Here is a 23,917-nt window from a genome sequence, read left to right on the forward strand (position 1 = left end):
GTTTATGATCCTCAAATAAAGACTAGAGATTTTTCATTCATATCTCAAACTTTGAATAGGATTAAGTCTCGCCACTTTGATTGTGTGCCATACAATTGCCAAGAGCGCCCAGGTGAAAACAATAAGTCCAATGAAAATGTACATCCAAAGTTCTTGATTGATTCTGTTTGAAAAATTATTTAACCACTGCTCCATAACGTACCAACCAAATGGAATTGAAATGATTAAGGATAGTAGAATCAACTTTAGGAATGAGAAACTAAAGAGCCTGAAAATATCTATAGGTGTTGCACCATTCACTTTTCTCACGCCAACTTCTTTTGTCCTTCTATTGGTTTCATGGTAGACAAATGAGAATAAGGTTACCGAAGAAAGTAAAATAGCTATGAAGCTAAATATTCCATAAAGTCTTCCAACCTTTTCCTCTTTGTCGTACTGACTAGCGACTTTATCTTCAAAAAAACTTGCGGTGAATATACCTTTAGGATTGACCTCTCTGTAAATCGACTCCACATATTCCAATGAACTTTTATCTGTACCACTTTTATACCTGATAATAATCTCATTATCCAAACGTGTAAAATAGGTTAAGATTAAAGGTTGAATTTCCTGTGATAAATGTTCAAAGTGAAAATCTTCTAATACCCCGATGATCTCATATGATTCATTATCAACTTTAAATGTCAAACGTGCATCTTCTATTTTATCAATATTAAAGAATTTTTTTGCTGCTTCATTAATCATCAATTTTAAAGAGCCATTCTCATCTCTATCATCGAAGTAGCGGCCCTCAATTAATGGAGTTTCAAAAATTTCATAGAAACCAGGATCAGTATTCAAGGTTTTGATTGGAATAAAGTCATCCTTAGATGAGGAAATTTTAAAGGGTAAGTCATATGCAAACCCTAGCGGTTCCCTTGCTTGTGAGACTGCAGTAATATCCGGATGCCTACTTAAGCTTTCTAGAACGTACGCATGTTGGCGCTCCACATCATCTCTCTTAATGCTATCCTGATTTGCATCTGGAAGTACATCAAAAAAGCTAGTTGTTACGATATCCTTATCATGAATACCTAAGTTCTTATTGTGCATAAATCTCAACTGAAAAGTGACTATAGCTGAACCTATTAAGAGTACAATGGTGATTGCATATTGAACAACTGCCATGATGCGTCTTGGATGCCCTATGGTGATTATTGCTTTTTCCTTTTTTACATTAAGGTCTCTAAGACTTCTAAAGACATTTGCTGATGCAATTAAAAATGACAAGAAGATGCTAAAGAAAACAGCTGAGGTGATAATTAGGCTATCAAGAACTGGCTCCCTGTCAAGGTTCAATCCAATAAAACTTACAACATTGCTAAACATCGAATGATAGAGCAAAAGACTAATCCCAGCCGCAATAACAAAGTGAATAAATCCGCGCACCATCCATTCCATTAAAAGATGATTTTTAGAAGCTCCTACCAAATGTTTGAGTTTCACTTTATCCATTTCTACCAATTGAACAGAGGTTTGCAAATTGGTATAGCAGATTATTGTTATCAATAGCAATGCCCAGCAGATCAATGTCACTGTTTTCTGGTTTCCAGCATTTCCATATTTCGAGAAGAGCGTGATGTTGAACGGTTTATCCTCATACACATCTTCGAATGGATAAAAAAATGCCTCACTGTTTGGAAAACGTTCACTAGCCATCGAAATCTCGGTTAGCTTTTTATTGAGCACATCCAAGTCAGCTCCTTTCTTGGTCATTATAAAATCTTGAGGAGCTCGTCTCCATCTATTTTTTGAATGGCTAGGGATTAAAAAGTCAAATGTTATTGAGCTATTTGATGGGATGCTTTCGACAATTCCAGCAACTTGATATTGTCCCTTTTGGTCGCAGGTAATTTCAACCACACGACCTATTGGATTTTCGTCGCCGAATATTTTTTGTGCATAATCATCGGTGACAATTATGTTGGACGGGTCATTAAGCACATCCTCATTTCCAACAACCAGATCAAAATCAAAAAAGTCAAAAAATGTACTGTCTACAACAAGTCCTTTACCCCCATAGGCAACATTGTCCGAATGAAATTTGATTTCATCGGGCATGTAGGTATAGATATACATGGATTTATCAATCTCCGAGAATTCTGAATAATCAAGTCTGTATAAAACAGATATAGAAAATGCGATTAGACTACTTTCGGGACTGAGCCTCGCAACACCGACAGAAATTCGATCTTTATTGAAGTGGAAATCATCCATTGAGATTTCGTTCTTTATCCAACTAAGTGTCAGTTGAAAGCTCAAAATACCAGTGATAAGAGTGATCAGGCTTATAGATGTAAGCAATAACTTCTTTCGCATCTGCCTGAAATTGAGTTTAAAAAGCATTTGTATCATTCCGAAATAATTGAGTTTGTATCTACCCGAAAGGTTTTTGAATAATGAAGGTCTCAGCATATTGAATGCATGAAACCAATAGTATAGGTTTCTTTTCCAGCGAGATAGGTTCGAATTATCGGAATGATACTCATAAAGATCACCCAAGATCTCTTCTAAGAGTTCGTCTTTGACGAACCATCCGAGAATTCGCTCGGCAAATTTTGGAGGTTTAGATGCAGCCATGGTTATGCCTTTTCAATGGATAGTTCGGGAATCTGCTGCCACAAATTGACTTTGACATCTCTACTCTTTTGGAGAATACTCTTGCCAGAAGCAGTTATGCTGAAAATCCTCTTTCTGCGACCACCTCTTTCTTCAGTAGCGCCACCCATGCTAGATTCAATGAATCCCTTGCTTTCCAATCGGTTAACCGTTCCATGCACGGCTCCTATTGTTACATTCCGATTTGCTTGTTCTTTGAGCGCTTTTCTGATAGCCAATCCATATGCCTCCTCTTTCAACATAAGTATGAGGAGCAATATCAATTCTTCTAACTCACCAATATGATCTTTAGACATGATTTATTCTATTTTATATAACAAATATACGGAGCAAATATTAATTTGTTATACTTTATAGAATAAATAAATTAATCTGACTGCAATCCCTCCACCGGATTGGACTTTGAAACTCTAGACATTTGAGCTCCTATTACTGCAATAAGCACAACTACCAGTACTATTACTGCAAGAGATATTCCTCCAATTCCAATAGGCATGTGATACGTGTATGCAAAATCGAAGATGAATGAAATCATGAAGTAGCTAATTAATGCTCCAATGCTCAGAGAAATTGCATAAAGCAGTAGATATTGATAAGTGATGATTCTAGCAAGACTCCCAACTCTAGCTCCTAAAACTTTTCTAATACTAAATTCCTTTATTCTTCCAGTTACATTTAAAGTCACCAGTCCATAAAGACCTAATCCTGCCAGTAGTATTGCGATTGCTGCAATACCCCTCCATACTTTTCCGTGAATGCCAATTTCAACAAAATACATTCCCCATACATCTTCCTGATAGCCTCCAGCAAAAGGTGTTTCAGGATATACCGATGCCCAATGTTTTTGAAGTTTCTTATGCATCTTATCTTGTTTGCCTTCCCTTACCTTCATAGAAATAAACTTATACTCGGATGGATGTGCTAGTTTAAAAAACGTTGGCTCTAACTTCTCATCAAAGCTGTACGAATGAAAATCCTTTACGATGCCAACGATTGTAAATCGTTCACCTTGAATTTTTAAAGTAGATCCAATGGTGTTCTCTGGAACTATGGTTTTAGCAAACTGCTCATTAACTATAATCGATTTTTTATCTCCCTCCGAATAGTCAACAAACCCTCTTCCAGTAATTAAGTCTACACCGAGAGTAGTCATATAATTAGCATCTATAGCTATCTGCTCTACTTCAAAATTCTTCTCAGGCAATTCGATAATTGTTGATAAACTGCTCTTACCAAGATGATGTTGTGAAGCAGAAATTTCTACTACATCTGTCTCTTGTTCCAACAGTGACTTTAACCTTTTGAATCCTGCTTCATCATGTATTTCAGCATATAAGGCACTGTTTTCATCATATCCCCAACTTCGGTTTGCTAAAAATTCAGCATTCTGAGTAAACATGATTGCACAGGTAATGAACATACAGGAAAGCACCAGTTGAAATCCAAGAATAACCCTGGTCAAAGGGCTCTTTTTACCGAACTTCACCGACCCTTTAAGTATACCTGTAACTGGAAATTTTGAAATATAAAACGCTGGATAAAGGCCTGAAATCAATGCGGTAACCAAAAGAATGATCGGTAAATAAATCCACATTGCTGTATCCGTCCATCTAAAACCCATATCAAAGGCAAATAGCGACTCAAACCATGGAATGAAAAGGTAAGCTCCCATCAAGACTCCAATGGTTAAGGCCAATGTGGTCGCGATTAAGTTTTCCGACAAAAATTGGATAACCAATGTGCGCCGATTCGCACCTATTGTTTTTCTAATTCCTATTTCTTTTAAGCGCTTAGATGCTGTAACTATCGCAATATTGATGTAGTTGAAACATGCGAGAACCAGCATAAAAACGCCTACGAACGAAAGAAAAATAATGGAAGAATACCCTTCTTCGCTGCTTTGAGATATAGCAGATCGAATGTTGGCAGATCGTTTGTGCAAGGTTGCAAGTGGCTCAAAACGGAAAGACTCAACTTGCCAATCTTCTTTCGTTTGATTTTGAAGAAGTCGATATTTATCCATGGCCGCAGCAATCTGAAGCAGCTCTGAAGTATCCTTTAAATGAACAAAAGTGGCATCAGTAAATGACCCCCAATCATTTTTATCATAAGACAAATCACTTTCAATATTTTCAAAATGAACAAGGAAGTGAAAGTTGAAGGATAAGGATGCAGGAAAATCTTCCGCAACTCCCGTAACAACAAAGGTTTTTGCTTCTCCCGTACCGAACTTGATGCTTATGTCTTGTCCTATTGGGTTGGTTTTTCCAAAGAATTTCTCTGCTTTGGATTCACTAAGAATCACACTATTGACATCTCGTAAGGTAGACTTATCTCCAAGCTTTAGTGGGAATGTAAACATTGAAAGGTAAGAAGGGTCTGCGAATGTCAATCGCTCGTGAAAAACGAAATCTCCCTGTTTAACTACGCCATAAATATTTTCAACCCGACAGATATCTTCTATTTGTGGGAAGTCCTCTTTCATCGCCTCTGCTAGTGGCCTTGGAGACTTTCCATTTTGTTTGAGGTTGCCATCCCGATTAGCTAAGAACGTGGCAAGAAATACCTCGTGTTTATTCTCATGAAACTGATCCGTACGGTACGTCCACTGCGCAAACGAGTAAGTAAATAGACAAATCCCAATAGCTGCCGCTAAGCCTACCACGTTGATGAAGGAGCTAAGCGGATTTCGCATCATGCTTCTCAACGTTGTTTTATAATAGTTCTTAAACAATGTTGAATAGAGTACGCTGCCGAGTGTCCTTTTTCTTTGCTGATTTTGGTATTCTTCTTTTGCAACCTTAGGAATGTCCCCAAACTCGGCAACGGCTTGTTCAAAGGCCAGCTGTTCAGATAGGCCATTAGAAACAAGGTCTTCTATGTGGTCGCGAAGATGAAGCTCCATTTCATAAAATGATGCCTCATCATATGCAGGATGCTTTCTAAAAGCCTTTAGCCACTTGCTTATTGATTTCTCGAGATCGAACATAGTTATTCTGTTTTGAGGCCTTCAACTGGATTAGATTTTACGACTTTTCTTACTTGGGTAGCAATTACCATTATAAGAACAAACACCAGCAGAATGGCTGATACTATTGATCCGATATAGCCATATGGCAATGGATCAGCGAACATCATCCCTAACATTGCTCCATTTAGTACATGAGCAAATGGAATTCCCAGGATGATCGCTATACCGAAAATGATCAAGTATTGTTTTGTGATACTGTTTGTCAGGTTCAAAACGCCAGCTCCTAGTGTTTTTCTAATACTAAACTCTCGAACCCTTCCCTTGATATTAAGTTGGATCAACCCATACAAACCCAAACTGGCTAAGATTACAAACACCATTGCGATGGCTCTTGTAAAGCGCTTCATCATTTCAAGATCTTCATAAAAGCCTACCCATGTTTCGTCTTGAAAACCACCATTGAAAGGGGTCTCAGGGAATAAAGTGGCCCAGTGATCTCGTAAAGCTCTGAAATTTTCAATTTTAGACTTTTCGGAAACTTTCATACTAAGAAATCGCTGAGATTCTTCACTAGCCAGTGTGAATATTGAAGGATGAATAGGGTAGAAGAAATTATTGAAATGGAAGTCCTCTACCACACCCACGACTCTGTATGAAACATTATCAATTTTTAATTTTAGTCCAATTGGCTCAATGATGTCTAAATTTTCAATAAACGTCTCATTGACGATTATTGAGTTTTTATCACTTTCAAATTCCGGCTTAAATAATCTGCCTTCTTTTAATGTAAGACCCAAGGTAGAATGATAGTCTGCATCCACAGATAACTCCCGTACCTCATATTGACTTTCAGGAAAATGAATCGTGGTTCTTTTAGAACTCTGAGAAAGATGATTTTTTGAACCAGAGATCGCTATTACACCAGGTTCTTGCAGCATCAAAGCTCTTAATTTCTCGACATCAGAGGATTGCGAAAGTTCAGCGTATAAAACATCTTTATTATGATATCCCCATGTTCGCTGCGCTTGATACCAACTGTTTTGAGCAAATATTACAGCAAAACCGATTCCTACACATGTTAAAATCAACTGTAGGGTAAGCAGAACCTTCGTCGACAGATTCTTTTTCCCAAATTTCAAGGTGCCTTTAAAGATTTCAACTGCTTGAAATTTTGAAATGTATAATGCTGGGTAGATTCCAGAAACAATACCAGTAAAAATTAGCGTGCATATTAACACAAGCCACATATTACCATCTAGTAAATCAAACTCGCTGCTTATATCAGAGAAGCTAGCAAACCAGGGCAAGAAAATTGTTGAAGCTAAAATGAAACCGATTACGCTGGCAAGAAAAGTGAAGAATAGATTTTCAGATAAAAATTGAAAAATAATAGACCTTCTACTTGCACCAATCACCTTCCGCATTCCAATTTCTTTCAGCCTTTTTGAAGCTGAAACTATAGCAATATTGAGGTAATTAAAGCAAGCAAGTGCCAATATAAAAGAAGCAATAAATGGCAATCCAACGCGGCCTTCTTCTGAGCCATCATACGAAATATCATCTCTGATATTTCCTGATGCTAGGTGTAAATCGTGCAATGAAACAAAATCAAATGAGATAATTGGCCATTCTGATTCAGCTGAATTTTGTAGCGTTTTATACTTAACCATTTGATCTCTAATTCCGTCCAGATCTGTATTTTTCTCAACTTGAATAAATGTGCCATTTAAAAGTGTTTGCCAATCATTGAAGTCGAATGATGGAGACATCACCTTCATGTTTTCAAAGTTTACAAGAAAGGAAAACTCAATGATTCTAGCTTTAGGAAATTTATTGGCTACTCCACCAATTCGAAATACCTTAGATAGATCTTTACTTGCTATGACTTTGAGATCCCTTCCAACAGGATTTTCATCACCAAAGTATTTCTTGGACATTTCTTCACTTATGATAATGCTATTAGCATCTTTCAGCGAACTCTTTGAACCCCACTTCAACGGAAATGTAAACATGTCCAAGAAGGACGGATCTACATACCTTACCTGCTCATGAAAAACTATATCATCGTGCTTTACAATGACATTTACATCATGGATTCTTGTGACATTTTTAATGGTAGAAAAGTCTGTTTTTAGCATCTCAGCTAGAGGTGCTGGCGCATTTCCATACCGTACTTCTTTTCCTTCTCTGTTAACAGAGTATGTAGTAAGAAAAACTTCATCTTTATTTTCATGAAAGCGATCCACTCGCATATCAAAATCGATGAAAGCGTAGGTAACCATACATGCACCTATTGCCACTGCTAGACCGAAGATGTTGATGAAAGAACTCAGAGGGCTCTTCATCATACTTCGCAGCGTTGTTTTAAAATAGTTATTAAGCATAGTCCTAAATAATATTGACCTGATAGAGGTCTTCCTTTTTATAATTGAAAATTCTTCTTCGGCAACTTCATTTACCTCACCAAATTCCTTGATGGCAGTTTGAAACGCATCTATCTCACTTAGTCCTTGAGTGAGTAGATCTTCTACATGATCTCTTAAATGCAACTCCATTTCGCGAAGCATACCTTCATCAAAAGCGCGTTGCTTTTGCAGTTTTTTTATCCAGTTATTGATTTCGAGTTCCAGATTAAACATGACCTATGTGGTTGTTGGTTTTATGTCCCAAAGCGTATTTAGTACCGCATTTACCTGATCCCACTGGGCCTGCTCCGTCACTAATTCCTCCTTACCTAGTTCAGTAATTTCATAATACTTTCTAGGCCTGGTACCACCATCCATGGTCCAATTGGATTTTATCAATCCATCTTTCTCCAGTCTATGAAGTACCGGGTAAAGCATTCCATCTGAATACTCCATCTTACCTCCAGACAGCTCTTTAATCTTCTTAATAATCAGATACCCATAACTATTACCCTGCTTAAGAATGCCCAGAATAATCGGTTTAGTTGATGCTGCAGTCAGATTTTTAGAAATCATACCATTCATTTTAATACTATTATACGCAAGTATACTAATTATTCTATATACATAGAATGTCAAAGTATAACGAAAGATCAAACGAAGGGTTACAAAAGACTTTTTCTAATCTTATTTTCTATTATGTATTCATTTGTGAAACAAATAATCTTTGTCTACGTTTGGTCTTCAAAACTGAAACAAATCAAAAGACTATTATGAAAGGGACTAACCTGGGAGAATTTCAAGAGATCGTCTTGCTATCTGTACTTATTTTAGATGATCAGGCGTATGGCCTTCAAATTCAAAAAGAAATAAGCAAGCGTCTCGATCGATCTATGAGTCGTGGAGCCTTACACGCAGCTCTTAGCAGATTGGAAGAAAAAGGATTCTTAGAATCTCATGTTGGCGGAGCTACAGCAGAAAGAGGGGGTAGAAGAAAGCGATTTTACACGTTAACTCAAGGCGGTAAAATGGCTCTTAAGCAAGCCAAAGAAATTCGAGAAGAAATGTGGAGTCTAGCACCAAAATTCAGTATCTGATGCTACACAAACCACCAAAATTTTCACTGCGATTCTTTAAATGGTTTTGCGAACCAGGATTATTTGAAGAACTCCAAGGAGACCTTGAAGAAGCCTTCTTTGAGAATGTTGAAGAATTCGGATTGCGAAAAGCAAAACGCATTTATATCAAAGAAGTATTAAAAATGCTTCGACCTTCAGTAATTCGATCCATCAATCCTATCCCAACAAATATTATGAGACTTCCTAAAAACTATCTTAAAACATCAATAAGAGCAATCAAGCTTAATCCATTTTATGTGTTTGCTAATATTTTCGGTCTTGCATTGGCCATTTCGATATGCACGATAGCTTACTTCAACTATCAGTTCAATGCTACCTTCAATGAATCCTTCGAGGAAGCTAAGAACATTTACAAAATCAATGGGTCAAGAATCGGCAAGTCTACCTTAGGGGTAACTTCAATTGCTTTAGCACCAAGTCTGAAAGGCTCTGGTATTGAAGCTTTTAGGTACACAGGAAGAAGTATTGCAATACGGGAGCACAATCACCTGTTTTCTTCCAAAGTAGCTTTTGTTGACAATGAATTCTTCGATCGACTACCATTATCAAGTTTAAATGGCTTATCCATTAAGCCTCCTGGAATAAATGAAGTAGCCATATCTGAGAAGCTAGCTTCTAAGTTGTTTAATGAGCCATATCCAGTAGGAAAAATTGTGTTGGTAGTTTTCCCAGATCAGCATGAACAGTCATTTTTGGTAAGCGATGTATTTGCAACTCCTCCTACCAATGTTAGTTTTCGACAAGACCTAATTACTTCGTTCGAAAACTTCACACCGCATTTCCCAGTTGATCCTCAGAACTGGGAAGATTATGTAGATGGTACGTTTGTCTACTCAGATAATAATCAACTGAATCAAATCAAGGCAGAACTTGAGCTACTTAAAGAACCAAGAAATAACGCATTACCACGCTATCATATTGATTCTTACAGCTTAAGTAATATCTTGGATTGGCCGGCTTTTGAAAGCAATTTGAGATTCGGAAATTTTCAAAACCACCTTCATATCTCATCTGTATATGGTATTGCTGGCACCGCTATTTCTATTCTTTTATTGGCATGCTTTAACTTCATTAATACCAGCATTGCCCTATCCGGAAAAAGACTAAAAGAAATTGCCGTTAGAAAAGTGATGGGTGGGAATAGAAAAAGTACGATCACTCAGTTTATGATTGAAAATACTTTTTTAATATCCGTTGCAGTCATCGTATCAATAGGGATTTCTGCGATCCTAATTCCTGCGTACAATGCGATGTTTCAGCGTGAACTAATCCAATTGGATCGGGTTCCTCTCGTTACTATGATCCAATTTGCCATAGTTCTAATATTAATTGTGACTGTGCTTTCAGCAGCATATCCATCACTATACATCTCAAAATTTTCAACACTTAAAATATTTAAAGACAAGGTCGCTCTATCAGGAAAAAATAAACTGATGATTGTGCTCCTTACCTTCCAATTTTCGCTGTGCTTTTACAACATATTTGGTCTATTTCTTAATGTAGACAATACGTACTTTCAAGATGAACTTGATCGCGGGTATGACATTGATCAGATCGTAAATATCCCGCTAAATCGTCCAGAGCAATATCAAGTATTGGCAGATTTACTAGAAAAAGATCCCAGTGTAACAGCCACTGCTGGATCACGTCACCTTATCGGATTCTCGACATATGCTAGATACCTTGATCAGGATGGAACAGATATCTCCATTACAATGCTTCAAACCGGTCAGGATTATGCCGAAATAATGGGTCTGAGATTAAAAAAAGGTGAATTCTTTAAAAAATTGGGTGACAATTCCGATAAGGTAATTGTCAATACAATGCTCGAAAAACAATTTGGAAAAGACCTACTCAATGAAACCATCAAAATAGAGGATGATCGATTTACAGTAATTGGCGTGGTAGATGATTTTAATGTTCACAGCATCATGGGGTCAAATAAAATCAAACCAACTGTTATTCGACATGTCCCAGAAGAACACTACAATTATATGGTGGCCAAAGTGTCTGGTGATCAAAATATCATCAACAGTGAAATGGAGCAGGTATGGTACCAAGCATTTCCACAAGAACTTTATAATGGTTTTCCCCAAGAAGATATCAAGCAGAATGTTAGAGGGACCAATGGTGTGTTCGTTAAGATTAACCTATTTATGGCAATCATTTCCATTCTTATATCAATGCTTGGACTTTACACATTGATTTCGCTCAAAGTTCAAAAGAGAAGCAAAGAATTCGGTGTGAGAAAAGTACTAGGTGCTTCAAGAAATACCATCATCCATCTGCTAGGCAAAGATCTTTATTGGCTTCTCGGAATCGCATCAATTATTGGATTAGCATCTAGCCACTACATTTTAATGAGTGTGTTTGACATTATTTACGCCTATCACATTAGTTCGGGAGTAGATCATTTTGTTAAAGCTACCTTGGTCGTAATGGGTATCGTAGTGATAGCAATAGGATATAAAGTCTATCAAACAAGCAAAATTAATCCGGCAGAACAATTAAGATCTGAGTAGATGAACTACTCAGATCTTGAATCTGCATTTATTCTCTTCTCAAGAATATGCCTGCACATAAAATCCAGGCAGCATTGCCGAAAACAAAAATTCTAAATTCTACTAAGTGAACTAACTCATAGCCGGATACGAACAGAATAATCCCTAGAGTAGAGAGGATAGCTCCGAAATATCCAATCCAAACATTAAGGGCTTTTGTTTTAATAATGGCAAGTGACCAAAACAAGATAGAAAGGCATATGCCTCCGATGAAAACAAAATCAAATGCATGATTGAATTTTCTAATCAAAACAAAGAATGGCTGCAATGAATCAATTGTATCTTGAGATGCATCTTTATATGATTTTACAAAATCCATAAGGACAAACCCATTGATGGCAGCTGCGAGCATGGCAGCAATTAGTCCAAACAATACGATAGTAAATCCTACATTGGATAAAAATGGCTCTTCTTTCAGCCTCCTTGTAAGTCCCCAAAATCCGTAAGTGACAAAAGGCAAGGAAAGAATAGCTATTCCATGGGCTATTTTACCCATGGTAAAAATATTTACCAGATGATTGAAATCACCACCTACTGGGTGCAACACCATGGTGACAATCATTAATAATGAGCCTAGAATTAAGGAAAGCCCAGCTCCTTTTTGTTCTTTAAGTTCCATCTTTTTTTGAACAAACATAGGTGCCGGTCTGGCAATTGGCACTTGATCGAAATCAAGAAATGTTATTGAATTTTTCTTCTAACCCGACTTAATGTTTCAGGTGTCATTCCTAAGTATGATGCAATAAATTTCAATGGAAATACCTGGATGATCTTAGGGTTTTGTTCAAGTAGCTGAAGGTATTTTTCTTCTGGCGTGGCAGTCGATTGTAGCCTATTCGCCTCCACCTCTAATATTTTTCCTAAAGCAAAGTAAGAAGGCGACTTGTGAATAAGATCGTGTAAATCTTCAACATTGATGAAAAAAACCTCACTATCCTCAAATGCCTCAATTTTACTTTTCGAAGGTTTCCTTCCGGTAAAACTCGTGTGATTTAAGGCCCATGTACCATCCGTAAATAAGTTGGTTATTACCTCATTTACTTCCTCATCGGTGTAGTATTCTTTGAAGCTTCCTTTATTAACAAAGGCCCAACCCATGCATGTTTCACCTATAGCTAAAAGAAGCTCTCCTTTGGAGAACTTCTTGGTTTCTAGCTTTTCAATGAATAAGTCGATCTCTTGTTCAGAAAGACTAGCATAAGATGTTATTGAATTGATTAAGGAGTCGTACAATTGACTGAGCTTGACTTACTGATTTTCAGATAAGCTATCTGACTCAACTATTTCTTCTACAACTATCTCTGCCGGTCCGATCAATTCTTCAACCGTCCCACGAACAACAGGAATAAAAGATGAACCAGCAAAATCTGAATTGTTCAGCAATTCATTTAATCCGTCAATTTGCTCTGAAACATCTTCCTTAGCCATCGCTTCTGAAGCAAATTTTGCTACAGCCACATCGATAGTTTCTGTAGAGAGATCACCTTTTTTGACCCAGCCGCTTTCGATCCATTTACCTTCAGAACGCTTACCGGTAATCTCTACCCAATCATCCTGTTCCGACTTGATTGCCACGATATCCATTTGACTAAACTTTTTGTCAGATTTGGTGAGTAAATCTGGGCGCTTGTAAATGTCTTTTTCATTTAAGAAGACCGCCACACGCCCATCAACAATAATAAAATCACTAGCTGACCACCCTTCTGTACCATCAGCTAACTTCACCTTAGAATACTTTCGATTTTTATCTAGTGAATCAATCGCATCTTCTCCTAAATAGGTAAGTGTTTCTCCGATGCTGATTGAAGTTCTCCATTTTCCGGTAGCTGCAGGTGTATCTCTTACTGATACTTTATCCCAAATACAAACTGCTGGTTTTTCTTCTACAACTTGAGCCTCTTGAGTAATTTTTTCTGGATTTTCTGCTTCTGATGATTGTTCATTCTGACCGCCACACGCAATTAGAAAGAACACCAGGACTAATGGTGAGAGATTTTTCATTTTTATTCGTTGTTAGATTATCCTACTATTCTAATTAGAAATACACTTAAATCAAAAGTCATCCAGCCCATCCTTCACGATCTAAACTACGATATTGAATAGCTTCCGCTAAATGTTCAATCGCAATGGATTCTGAATCTGCCAAATCTGCAATGGTTCGAGAAACTCGTAATATTCGATCATATGCTCTTGCAGATAATCCCAGACGCTCCATGGCTGTTTTCAATAGTGCTTTTCCAGCACTATTTATTTCGCAAACATCTTTTACCATGTTTGAACTCATCATTGCATTATTAAAAACCCCTGCCTGATTATTAAATCTATCCTTTTGAATTTCTCGAGCATTAATGACCCGCTCTCTTATGACAGCACTTGATTCTGTCTTTCTGTTTTCTGTCATCCGATCGAAAGACACAGGCGTAACTTCAACATGAAGATCTATTCGATCTAGTAATGGTCCACTGATGCGATTGAGGTATCGCTGGACCACTCCTGGGGCGCAAACACACTCCTTCTCAGGGTGATTATAATATCCGCACGGACAAGGATTCATGCTAGCTATTAGCATAAAGTTGGAAGGGTAATCCAAGGATACTCTTGCTCTTGAGATAGTAACTTTTCTTTCCTCCAATGGCTGCCTCATAACCTCCAGGACCGAGCGTTGAAATTCCGGCAACTCATCGAGAAAAAGAACTCCATTATTTGCAAGAGATATTTCACCTGGTTGCGGTATGCCTCCACCACCGACTAGTGCAGCGTCAGAGATCGTATGATGCGGTTGCCGAAACGGCCTTTGGGAGATCAATCTCCCTTCCGTTCCTAGTTTACCCGCTACCGAATGAATCTTCGTGGTCTCCAATGCTTCATGTAAAGTCAACGGAGGGAGAATTGAAGGAAGTCGTTTCGCCAGCATTGTTTTTCCAGCGCCTGGAGGACCAATCATGATCACGTTGTGACCTCCAGCGGCAGCAATTTCCATCGCCCGTTTTATGTTCTCCTGACCTTGAACATCTGAAAAATCAGATTCATAGTTATCTATATCAGCATAAAAAACATCACGCGTATCATAAGCTAATGGTTGAATAATTTGATCACCTTCAAGATGTAGAATTGCTTCATTTATATCATTAACTCCTATAATATCAAGTCCATCAACGATAGCTGCCTCAACAGCATTCTCCTTAGGCAGTATGAACCCTTTGAATTCATTCTTACGGGCCTCGATGGCAATTGGTAAAGCGCCTTTGATTGGGCGTAGTGTGCCATCAAGAGCCAACTCTCCCATTATGACATATTCTTCGAGCTTATCAGCATTGATTTGTTCTGAGGCTTTTAATATTCCAAGGGCAATTGGCAAATCATAGGAAGAACCTTCTTTTTTAATATCAGCCGGAGCAAGATTTACAACTACCTTTTGCCGTGGCATTTTGTACCCATAATTCTTAATAGCCGATTCTACTCGCTGTTCACTTTCCTTGACAGCAGAATCTGGAAGCCCAACCATAAAAAATTTTGTGCCCTGACCTACATTAACTTCAATTGTGATTTTATAGGCGTCTACGCCATAAACAGCGCTTCCATAAGTTTTTGCTAGCATTCGTATTCTTTAAACCTTAATTTCTTGATTAGGTCTGATTAATTATTGAATAACAAATGGTGGTAGTTGAGTAATTAATTATCCTCGTCGTCCTCGTCCTCGTCTCCTTCTTCAGAATCATCCTCATCATCTTCTTCAGGATCATCATCTCCCTCCTGGGCCTTATCGTAAAGTTTTGCTTTTAGCTCTACGATCTCGGATTTCAGATCATCTATTCCACTCTTAATACTATGAATCTTCAATTGTGCAAGCACGAATTCAACCAGCATTAAAATCGAAATAAATAGAAAAAGCCCCATTACATACCTAGGGAACTTAATATAGGAGGAAAGCTTGATCTTCGATAAATACTGTTCAGTATTTAGCAGTATATCCACTGAAAAGTACATTATTACCAAAGCGATAATGACGTACAAAATATGGAAGATGAGTTTAAACCTTTGCATTAGTCTTGAGTATGCCTGAAAGTTATGAAACTTTTGAAGTTTTAAAACAGATAATTTTCTTAAAGGTAAAAGAACATATTTCTGAGTTCTTAAAACAAATATCTTCTTGATGGCATATTCCATCGTATTGATAGTCCTAAAACTGAGTATGATGTATCTATCATCCCTTCTGAGTCAGCCTCCTGTCTGATAGTAGCATCTAGATCCACGAACAAGTTATGTTTAGCCATATAGCTTGCTCTTAGAAACAACATGTTCAAATTTGTTTTATTTCCCTGCAGATGATCATTTCCAAAATCTAAATTCCCACCGCTACCATCAGGCCTTCTTACCAAGTAGTCCTTTAAAATATCTCGACCATAGTTTACGTCTCCAATGTCATTTCCATAGCTTGCCCTCATAAACATACCTTCAAAACTCCATTGATCATTGAGTCTATACGTGGCTCTGGCTATGTATTCAGTGAAATTAGCTCCCAATGGATGTGCAAGAGGAAGGTTATAATGGCTATAACTTGTAAAACCATTTTCATGGGCATATGTGTATGGTCGTACCCGATTCACTTCGGCCTGAACCATTAAGTTTTCAACGTTAAAGGGCGCTAAGTACTTAGCTCCCAATTGAAATCCTTGCTTATTCCCCCACCATCCATTTCCAGCAAAAACTTCTGAGACTACCATTTCATCTATTACAAGTTGACCATATAATGAAATCCTATTTTTTATGTTCCATTTAAAATCCATTCCAAGAAAGGCATTGTCTTCACTGCCATTCTGTTGTTCGACTGCTCGGTAAAAGATTATTGGATTTAAGTATTCTACTTTGAGTCCGCCGGTAGAATCACCATACATCACTGATTCAAAGAGACCAATATGTAGGTTCGGCTTGATTTTAATATTCAGGTGATGAAAGGCCATATATTTTTTCCCAAAGCCGCCTGTTCCTTCAAGTCCAAAAGTTCCGCCTCTTACTCCGGGGATTAATTCAGCGAAAACATTCGTGTAATCAAAGATTTTTGTTTCTGTATTAATTCTCAGATAGGGATAATTATTAGAATAATCCGACAATATCAAGGATCTAACCCCATTACCGACAAAATGCTTTCCAAATCCTAATTGAGCCGAAATACTTCTTGTAATTCCAAAATCAATATATCCTTGAGCTCGTAAGAAATCTACTCCAGTGCCTCCAAACTGCTTCCAAAATCCTTCGTAAGGTACAACAAGCGTACTATCGCGAATGTCATTCACATAAACAGGATATCTAGCTTGATTTTCTGTCACCATGGTATAGAATGCGATTTTCTCATCTATCCTACCCCTTAATTCTATTCCTCTACTATTTACATAGGCAGATCCCAATGCATCATTTGTTTTGCTATATGATATGTGAGCAACCGGATTGACGTGAAGCTCCAAGCTTTTGTCTTGATAGAAATACATATCTGCTGGATATGTGTAGAGCTTCTTAAAAAGTGGTTTAGTGGATTTTGTTGAATCATTGCTGAATGAACGTAGCTCTTTGCTCAGGTATAAGCTAGAATTGGCTAACGTCAAATCATAGACGGACTGTCTCGAAAATGGCTTTAAAGTAGAACTGAAACCCTCAGTGCTACGAATATCTTCCATTTCGGTAATTTGATATATTGCATGACCAAGCGCAAAATCAGTTGTCTGAGCACACAAGATACTGGTGGTGAGAAGATTAATAATCCAAAATATTTTTCTCATGAATCAAACATATTCCATTTTAGTTGAATGAATGGGTTTGAAGAAGATAAAATAATGTCTATCTTTGCCATCCTTTTTGAAAACGAGACAAAAAGTGGTGGAGACAAGCATGGAAGAACATGCGAATTTTCATCTGACAATAGAAAGAAATAAAAGACTCATGAAAAAAGATATACATCCAGAGTACAACGAAGTTGTTTTTCTTGATACTACAAGTGATTTCAAATTTTTGACGAAATCAACAATGACTTCAAAAGAGACGATCAAGTGGGAAGACGGCAACGAATATCCTTTGATCAAAGTCGAAGTTAGTTCTGCATCTCACCCATTCTATACAGGAAAGAAAATTTTCTTGGATACTGCTGGTCGAGTGGAGAAATTCAACAGAAAGTACAAGAAGAAGTAATTCCAATTGTCAAAAAAATTCAAAGTCTTCGGGTTTTCCTGAAGACTTTTTTTGTGCCCTTTTGCCAAAACAAACTAAGTTTGATTCATGCAAATAACCTTCATAGACACTGAAGAATCATGGAAGCAAATGCTACCATTGAGTTATACTCGCCCTGTATCAGATGTTCGCGTTGGTATTTTAAAAATTCACGAAAAGTGGATTGCTCAACTCAATTCATCAAAAGCCCATTTTAGATCACAAGAATATTTAAGTGAGTTGTTTGATCGACCAGAAAGCAGATCACTAACCATATTAGGTAATGTGCTCCCCACAAAAGAACTTCTTCATGTGATTTCCGATTTGAAGGAAAATGAGGTGATTGTTTCTAATGATCACATTATCGCCGGATTCTTTGATGAAGACGAAGCTTTTGAAGTTGGGACAAGAGATGTAGTGATATTAGATGAACTAACACAGGTGTCTTATCCGTGGGATATATTCAAACTAAATGGTGATGCAATTAAGTCCGATTTTGACTTACTAACCCAAGGAAGAAAGTCTTGCAGTTTGAATGACCCGCATACCAAGACTTATGGGAACCACATTTTTATTGAGGAAGGAGCAATTGTTAAAGCTGCGGTTTTAAATGCTGAGAACGGTCCCATTTATATTGGAAAGGATTCCGAAATTCAAGAAGGGTCATTGATCAGAGGACCATTTGCGCTGTGCGAACACTCGGTTGTGAATATGGGATCAAAAATCAAAGCAGATACCACCATAGGACCACACAGTAAGGTAGGTGGAGAGGTCTCAAACTCTGTGATCTTTGGTTATTCAAACAAAGGGCATGAAGGGTTCCTTGGAAATTCAGTCATCGGTGAATGGTGTAATCTAGGTGCGGATACTAACAATTCTAACTTGAAGAATAATTACGCCAGCGTTAAAATGTGGGATTTTGCAAGTGGGAGATTCAAAGATACTGGACTTCAATTTTGCGGCTTGATAATGGGAGATCATTCCAAATGTGGAATTAATACCATGTTCAATACAGGAACCACCGTAGGTGTTTCTGCGAATATCTTTGGGGATGGATTCCCACGCACCATCATTCCATCATTTGCTTGGGGTGGGTCTTCAGGATTTTCAACTTATCAAACCAGGAAAGTTTTTGAAACGGCTGAACTTGTGATGAAAAGGAGAAACAAATCGCTAACTGAAGCAGACAAAGCGATGCTATCGCATATCTTTGAAATCACATCCGAAAATAGGGTGTGGGACAAGAAATAATTCATGCAATTTTCAACAATACCAGGACTTTACGAGCTAAAAAAGCAGCTTATCTCTGCTTATCAAAGAGGTAAAGTAGCACATGCTCAACTTTTTGCTGGTAGACCAGGGACTGCAGTTTTGCCGATGGCTTTAGCTTACGCCAGCTACCTCATGTGCGAAAACAAAACCGAGGAAGATAGTTGCGGAACTTGTGCAAATTGTGTGAGGATTAATAAACTTGTTCATCCTGACATTCACTTACATTTCCCAAAGGTATCCGCAGCAGAAAATAAGTATGAAAAGGTTCTTGCTGAGGCCATCCCCACGTTTAGGGAATTTGTAATGGAATCACCATTTGGGGACCTGGAGGCATGGACGCGGAAGTATGGACAGGAAAACAAGAATCTACTAATAAGCAGACAAGATAGCCGACAGATGCTCAAAAATGTGAGCATGCGATCGGTCGAAGGCGGATTTAAAATTCTTTTGATTTGGATTCCTGAACTGATGAATTCTAGCTCTGCAAACGCTATCCTCAAGATTTTAGAAGAGCCACCCGAGAAGACCATATATCTATTAGCGTCTTATAGCTATGATAGTCTATTGGCAACCATAACTTCTAGAACTCAATTGGTGAATGTCCCCCCGAATAGTACAGAAGAGATTCAGTCCTATTTAGAATCTCGAGGAGTGGAAACCAAAAATGCCAACCAATCGGCCAAACTTTCAGAAGGAAAAATTGGATTGGCGCTACATGTCGCGGAAGCTGGCGAATCTCAAGAATATGAAGATTTCCAACGATGGATGCTGGAATGTTGGAATCGTAACCTTACGGGCTTAGTACATAGAAGTGAGGTGTTTTCTAAATCCGGAAAAGCGATGCAAAAAACAAACTTAAACTTTGCGATCTCTCTGATTCGAAATGCGGTTGTGCATTCCTCCGGACAGCAACTACCTTCTCAAAATGAAGCTGAAGTTTCATTCATTGGAAAGTTTGCAGATAAACTAGGGATTCATAAGCTAGAAAAGGTATATGAGCTAAGCAACGAAGCGCTTATTCATTTGGAGAGGAATTCAAATCCACGTATTACTCATCTAAATTTATCCTTAGATATCACTCGAGTATTAGCGAGCTAGACTTTTAATAACAGCATGGAGCGAAAGATTATAAAAATAGGTACTAGAAAAAGTAAGCTGGCTATGTGGCAAGCCAACTATGTCGCAGACTTACTTGATGCAGCAGGATTTCAGCCACAGCTTATGCCTATAGAGACAAAAGGCGATAAAATTCAGAATGTAGCCTTGTCCAAAATTGGAAGTAAAGGGGTATTTACTGAAGAGTTGGAAATGATGCTTAGGAGAAAGCAAATAGACATTGCTGTGCATAGTGCAAAAGATCTTCAATCAAAGCTTCCGGATGGCTTTGATGTACTTTCAGTTTGTGAAAGAGAATCTCCGGATGATGTTATTGTCTCCGACAAAGAAATTGATCTTAATAATCCTCAGCTAATTCTTGGGACCTCAAGCACTCGTAGGATTGCAATGCTCAAGCATTATTATCCGCACATTACCACTATTGATGTAAGAGGCAATCTCCAAACAAGGATTGAGAAAATGAAAACCGGTATTATGGACGGTTTGGTTCTAGCTTATGCTGGAGTAAGACGAATGGATTATGATTCGATGGTTCGCTACTGGTTTGATACCGATCGATTCATACCGCCAGTAGGGCAAGGTGCAGTTGCAATTGAAATTTATGAGAATTTAGATTCAGAGCTTTCAAAAGCCATCAAAAAAGCAACGAACCATCCACTTACGGAAAAGATGGTTTTAACTGAGCGTGCATACCTTAGAAGAATGGATGGAGGATGTAGTATTCCAGTTTTTGGACATGCTCAAATGGAGATGGATGGACAGATCGTTTTGAAGGGAGGAATTGCAAGCCTTGATGGGAAGCAATTAATTCAACGAACAATGTATGGATCAAATCCTCAAGAATTAGGAACTTCGCTAGCAGAGGAAATATTAGAAAGCGGAGGAAAGAAAGTTCTTGAAGATATTAAATCAACTATTTCGAAATAATTTTGAACAAAAATATTAGACAATGAAGAAGCTTATACTTTCACTATTTATCATAGGCATAATTGCTGGATGTGGCGATAAGAACAAAGATTACTTAGTGAAGATAAAAACGGAGTTTGGTGATATGACCGTAGTATTATATGATGATACTCCACTTCACAAGAAAAATTTCTTGGAACTTGCAAAAACTGGCGCATACGACAGCAGCAATTTCCATAGAGTGCTAGAGGATTTCATGATCCAAGGAGGAAATGTAAGACCAGACAAACGTGTTTCGGACGGACCAGATGATCGTATTCCTGCAGAGTTTGTTGAGGGCTATTATCACACTAAAGGTGCCCTAGCAGCAGCACGTCAGCCAGATAGCATGAATCCAGAGAAAATGTCATCAGCTACTCAATATTATATTGTCGATGGGATGTCGTGGGATATGATGTCTATAAATATGAGATTGTTAAATCAAAAAGTTAGCGAGCTACTACAAGACACTGCACATGCTGATTTACTAAAACAATTTCAAGAATTAGCCAGAAATAGAGATAGCAAAGGGATGAACAATCTGGCTATTGCAAACAGAGGCCTTGTCGAAGAAAAGTTTGGAGTAGATCTTACGGCAGATGTGTCACAATATCCAGAAGCATATAAGGGAGTGGGTGGATCTTCATTCCTTGATGGTGAATACACAATATTCGGTAGGGTAATTGAAGGTTTGGATGTGATCGATAAGATCGCAGCTATTGATACTCGCAGAAATCCATCTACTGGTGAAATGTCCACTCCAATTGAGCCCGTATTTGTAACTATGGAAGTGATTGAAATGAGTAGAAAAAAGATCACAGAAACATACGGATACGAATATCCGTCGGATAAATAATGACAAAAATTTTAATTACCGGATCCAATGGCCTATTAGGCCAAAAGTTAGTAAAACTATATGGCGAGCGAACTGATATACAAGTAATTGCAACTGGTAAGGGTCCAGATAGAAACCCTTCAAAATCTAGTATCTACTCAGAATTGGATATAACATCGCTCGTCGATACAGAAAAGTTGATTTCATATCATAATCCAGATATAGTTATCAATACTGCCGCGATGACTCATGTTGATCAATGTGAACTTGATCCAGTTAATTGTAAGAAGCTAAATGTGGATGCAGTAGCTAATTTGATACAGGCCTGTAAGCAAACAGAATCCTTCCTGATCCATTTATCTACTGATTTCATCTTTGATGGTGAAAATGGTCCTTACAAAGAGGATGACATCCCGAATCCACTAAGTCAATATGCTAAAAGCAAGCTTCAGTCGGAAAAGCTAGTAATTGAAAGTGGTATTGATCATGCTATAGTACGAACGATGCTTGTATATGGAATAGTCCCAGACATGAGTAGATCAAACATTATTCTTTGGGTAAAGAAAAGCCTTGAAGAAGGTAAAGCAATTAAAGTTGTAAATGATCAATGGCGTACTCCGACACTTGCTGAAGATTTAGCAATTGGCTGTTCACTTATTGCAGATAATAAATTACAGGGAATATTTCATATTTCTGGTAAAGACATGCTCTCTCCATATGATATGGCAATTGCAACCGCAGACTTTTTCGATCTAGATAAATCACTAATTGAAGAAGTAGACGGTTCTATTTTTACTCAACCAGCTAAGAGACCAGCTAAGACAGGATTTATTTTGGATAAAGCTCAAAGGGAATTGGGGTACGAACCTGTTAGCTTTACAGAAGGATTAGCTATAATGAAATCACAACTGTCTTATGTATGATGTTGTAATACTTACAGACGAACGTTACGTCAACCCTGCCAAAAAAAGTGAATACATTGAGAATGTAATAACAGAAGATAGATTGGTCATGGAAGCCTTGGATAAACGAGGTTTCAGTACGAAAAAGGTCGCTTGGTCTGATGAGTCATTTGATTGGTCAAGCACCAAAATTGCACTTTTTCGAACCACGTGGGACTATGCTGAAAAGTTTACGGCGTTTAGTGATTGGCTAATGGAAGTTTCCATGCTGACAAAACTTGTCAATGACTATGAAACAATCATCTGGAATTTAGATAAGCATTATCTAGAAGATCTTAAAAATGAAGGAGTACGAATAGTTGAGACTTATTTTGTAGAGCCTGGAGACAATCGATCACTTGCTCAAATCCATCAAGAATTAGGCTGGAATCATACGGTTCTTAAGCCTGCAATTTCAGCTGCAGCTAAGGATACATTTAAGTTGACTGAAGACAATTTAAATCAGTATGAAGCTAGATTCTCAGAACTCATCAAAGATGAGACGATGATGATCCAGCCCTTCCAGAACGACGTTGTAAATCGTGGTGAAATTTCGCTGATGCTAATTGGTGGTGAGTATACCCATGCAGTTTTAAAGGTTGCAAAGCAAGGTGATTTTAGAGTGCAAGATGATTTTGGTGGTACAGTAGAAGATTACGATCCAACACAAGAAGAAATTGATCTTGCCATTAAAGCAGTTAAAGCCTGTGAATACATGCCTCTATATGCCAGAGTGGATATTGTCAACGATAACAATGGAAATCCTGCTATATCAGAACTTGAGCTTGTAGAACCAGAAATGTGGTTTAGAAAAAATCACTCCTCTGCAGAAGCTCTGGCCAGCGAAGTTGCAAAACTTCTAAAATAGCTATCTGA

General features: G+C 37.9%; 21 protein-coding genes. 10 read left to right on the plus strand and 11 right to left on the minus strand.

Going from position 1 to position 23,917, the window contains the following annotated elements; translation table 11 throughout:
* Positions 1–33: 33 nt before the first annotated feature.
* The 5 genes from ACY650_RS07715 to ACY650_RS07735 all read right to left on the minus strand — a co-directional run bounded on the left by ACY650_RS07715 (position 34) and on the right by ACY650_RS07735 (position 8,610).
* On the minus strand, positions 34–2,619 hold the full coding sequence (locus tag ACY650_RS07715) for an ABC transporter permease (protein ID WP_462253404.1): 2,586 nt from the start codon (positions 2,617–2,619) through the stop codon (positions 34–36).
* A 2-nt stretch (positions 2,620–2,621) separates the two neighbouring features.
* A complete protein-coding gene (locus ACY650_RS07720; RefSeq protein WP_462253406.1) occupies positions 2,622–2,954 on the minus strand; it encodes a PadR family transcriptional regulator in 333 nt (110 codons plus the stop codon).
* 71 nt (positions 2,955–3,025) lie between these two features.
* The gene (locus tag ACY650_RS07725) at positions 3,026–5,647 is read right to left on the minus strand and encodes an ABC transporter permease (RefSeq protein WP_462253408.1); all 2,622 of its coding nucleotides are present in this window, start codon (positions 5,645–5,647) and stop codon (positions 3,026–3,028) included.
* A 2-nt stretch (positions 5,648–5,649) separates the two neighbouring features.
* On the minus strand, positions 5,650–8,268 hold the full coding sequence (locus tag ACY650_RS07730) for an ABC transporter permease (RefSeq protein ID WP_462253410.1): 2,619 nt from the start codon (positions 8,266–8,268) through the stop codon (positions 5,650–5,652).
* Between the two features lie 3 nt (positions 8,269–8,271).
* A complete protein-coding gene (locus tag ACY650_RS07735) occupies positions 8,272–8,610 on the minus strand; it encodes a PadR family transcriptional regulator (protein ID WP_462253412.1) in 339 nt (112 codons plus the stop codon).
* Positions 8,611–8,807: 197 nt separating this feature from the next.
* Between ACY650_RS07735 and ACY650_RS07740 the strand changes: the two genes are divergently transcribed.
* Positions 8,808–9,131, plus strand: coding sequence for a PadR family transcriptional regulator (locus tag ACY650_RS07740; RefSeq protein ID WP_462253414.1), 324 nt, complete (start codon positions 8,808–8,810; stop codon positions 9,129–9,131).
* Positions 9,131–11,695, plus strand: coding sequence for an FtsX-like permease family protein (locus ACY650_RS07745; RefSeq protein ID WP_462253416.1), 2,565 nt, complete (start codon positions 9,131–9,133; stop codon positions 11,693–11,695). The genes ACY650_RS07740 and ACY650_RS07745 overlap by 1 nt, the downstream gene beginning before the upstream one ends.
* Positions 11,696–11,723: 28 nt before the next feature.
* Here the strand turns inward: ACY650_RS07745 and ACY650_RS07750 are convergent, their stop codons facing one another.
* From ACY650_RS07750 to ACY650_RS07775, 6 genes are all read right to left on the minus strand, one after another.
* Positions 11,724–12,353, minus strand: coding sequence for a hypothetical protein (locus ACY650_RS07750; RefSeq protein WP_462253418.1), 630 nt, complete (start codon positions 12,351–12,353; stop codon positions 11,724–11,726).
* Positions 12,354–12,415: 62 nt separating this feature from the next.
* The gene (locus ACY650_RS07755; protein WP_462253420.1) at positions 12,416–12,967 is read right to left on the minus strand and encodes a Crp/Fnr family transcriptional regulator; all 552 of its coding nucleotides are present in this window, start codon (positions 12,965–12,967) and stop codon (positions 12,416–12,418) included.
* A gap of 15 nt (positions 12,968–12,982) precedes the next feature.
* Positions 12,983–13,735, minus strand: a complete 753-nt coding sequence (locus tag ACY650_RS07760; protein ID WP_462253422.1) for an SH3 domain-containing protein — start codon at positions 13,733–13,735, stop codon at positions 12,983–12,985.
* 58 nt (positions 13,736–13,793) lie between these two features.
* Positions 13,794–15,332 (minus strand): YifB family Mg chelatase-like AAA ATPase, encoded by a 1,539-nt coding sequence (locus ACY650_RS07765; RefSeq protein WP_462253424.1) that lies wholly within the window; start codon positions 15,330–15,332, stop codon positions 13,794–13,796.
* 74 nt (positions 15,333–15,406) lie between these two features.
* The gene (locus tag ACY650_RS07770) at positions 15,407–15,778 is read right to left on the minus strand and encodes a hypothetical protein (protein WP_462253426.1); all 372 of its coding nucleotides are present in this window, start codon (positions 15,776–15,778) and stop codon (positions 15,407–15,409) included.
* Between the two features lie 89 nt (positions 15,779–15,867).
* Positions 15,868–17,508 (minus strand): hypothetical protein, encoded by a 1,641-nt coding sequence (locus ACY650_RS07775; protein WP_462253427.1) that lies wholly within the window; start codon positions 17,506–17,508, stop codon positions 15,868–15,870.
* A 27-nt stretch (positions 17,509–17,535) separates the two neighbouring features.
* On the opposite strand from ACY650_RS07775, the gene ACY650_RS07780 reads away from it, so the two are divergent.
* The 8 genes from ACY650_RS07780 (at position 17,536) to ACY650_RS07815 (ending at position 23,909) form a co-directional block, all read left to right on the plus strand.
* Positions 17,536–17,661 (plus strand): hypothetical protein, encoded by a 126-nt coding sequence (locus tag ACY650_RS07780; protein ID WP_462253429.1) that lies wholly within the window; start codon positions 17,536–17,538, stop codon positions 17,659–17,661.
* Between the two features lie 7 nt (positions 17,662–17,668).
* Complete coding sequence (locus ACY650_RS07785; protein ID WP_462253431.1) at positions 17,669–17,914, plus strand: type B 50S ribosomal protein L31; 246 nt, start codon at positions 17,669–17,671, stop codon at positions 17,912–17,914.
* Positions 17,915–18,001: 87 nt separating this feature from the next.
* Positions 18,002–19,183 carry a GlmU family protein gene (locus ACY650_RS07790; RefSeq protein ID WP_462253433.1) on the plus strand — a complete coding sequence of 394 codons (1,182 nt, stop codon included), beginning with the start codon at positions 18,002–18,004 and terminating at the stop codon, positions 19,181–19,183.
* A gap of 3 nt (positions 19,184–19,186) precedes the next feature.
* Positions 19,187–20,302 (plus strand): DNA polymerase III subunit, encoded by a 1,116-nt coding sequence (locus tag ACY650_RS07795; protein ID WP_462253435.1) that lies wholly within the window; start codon positions 19,187–19,189, stop codon positions 20,300–20,302.
* A 15-nt stretch (positions 20,303–20,317) separates the two neighbouring features.
* On the plus strand, positions 20,318–21,247 hold the full coding sequence (hemC, locus tag ACY650_RS07800; protein WP_462253437.1) for a hydroxymethylbilane synthase: 930 nt from the start codon (positions 20,318–20,320) through the stop codon (positions 21,245–21,247).
* 22 nt (positions 21,248–21,269) lie between these two features.
* Complete coding sequence (locus ACY650_RS07805) at positions 21,270–22,121, plus strand: peptidylprolyl isomerase (RefSeq protein WP_462253439.1); 852 nt, start codon at positions 21,270–21,272, stop codon at positions 22,119–22,121.
* Positions 22,121–23,023, plus strand: a complete 903-nt coding sequence (locus tag ACY650_RS07810; protein WP_462253441.1) for an SDR family oxidoreductase — start codon at positions 22,121–22,123, stop codon at positions 23,021–23,023. The genes ACY650_RS07805 and ACY650_RS07810 overlap by 1 nt, the downstream gene beginning before the upstream one ends.
* Positions 23,016–23,909, plus strand: coding sequence for an ATP-grasp domain-containing protein (locus ACY650_RS07815; protein WP_462253443.1), 894 nt, complete (start codon positions 23,016–23,018; stop codon positions 23,907–23,909). Before ACY650_RS07810 ends, ACY650_RS07815 begins: the two co-directional genes overlap by 8 nt.
* Positions 23,910–23,917 lie beyond the last annotated feature (8 nt).

This window comes from Ekhidna sp. (genome assembly GCF_963691765.1).
Taxonomy (GTDB): Bacteria; Bacteroidota; Bacteroidia; order Cytophagales; family Cyclobacteriaceae; genus Ekhidna.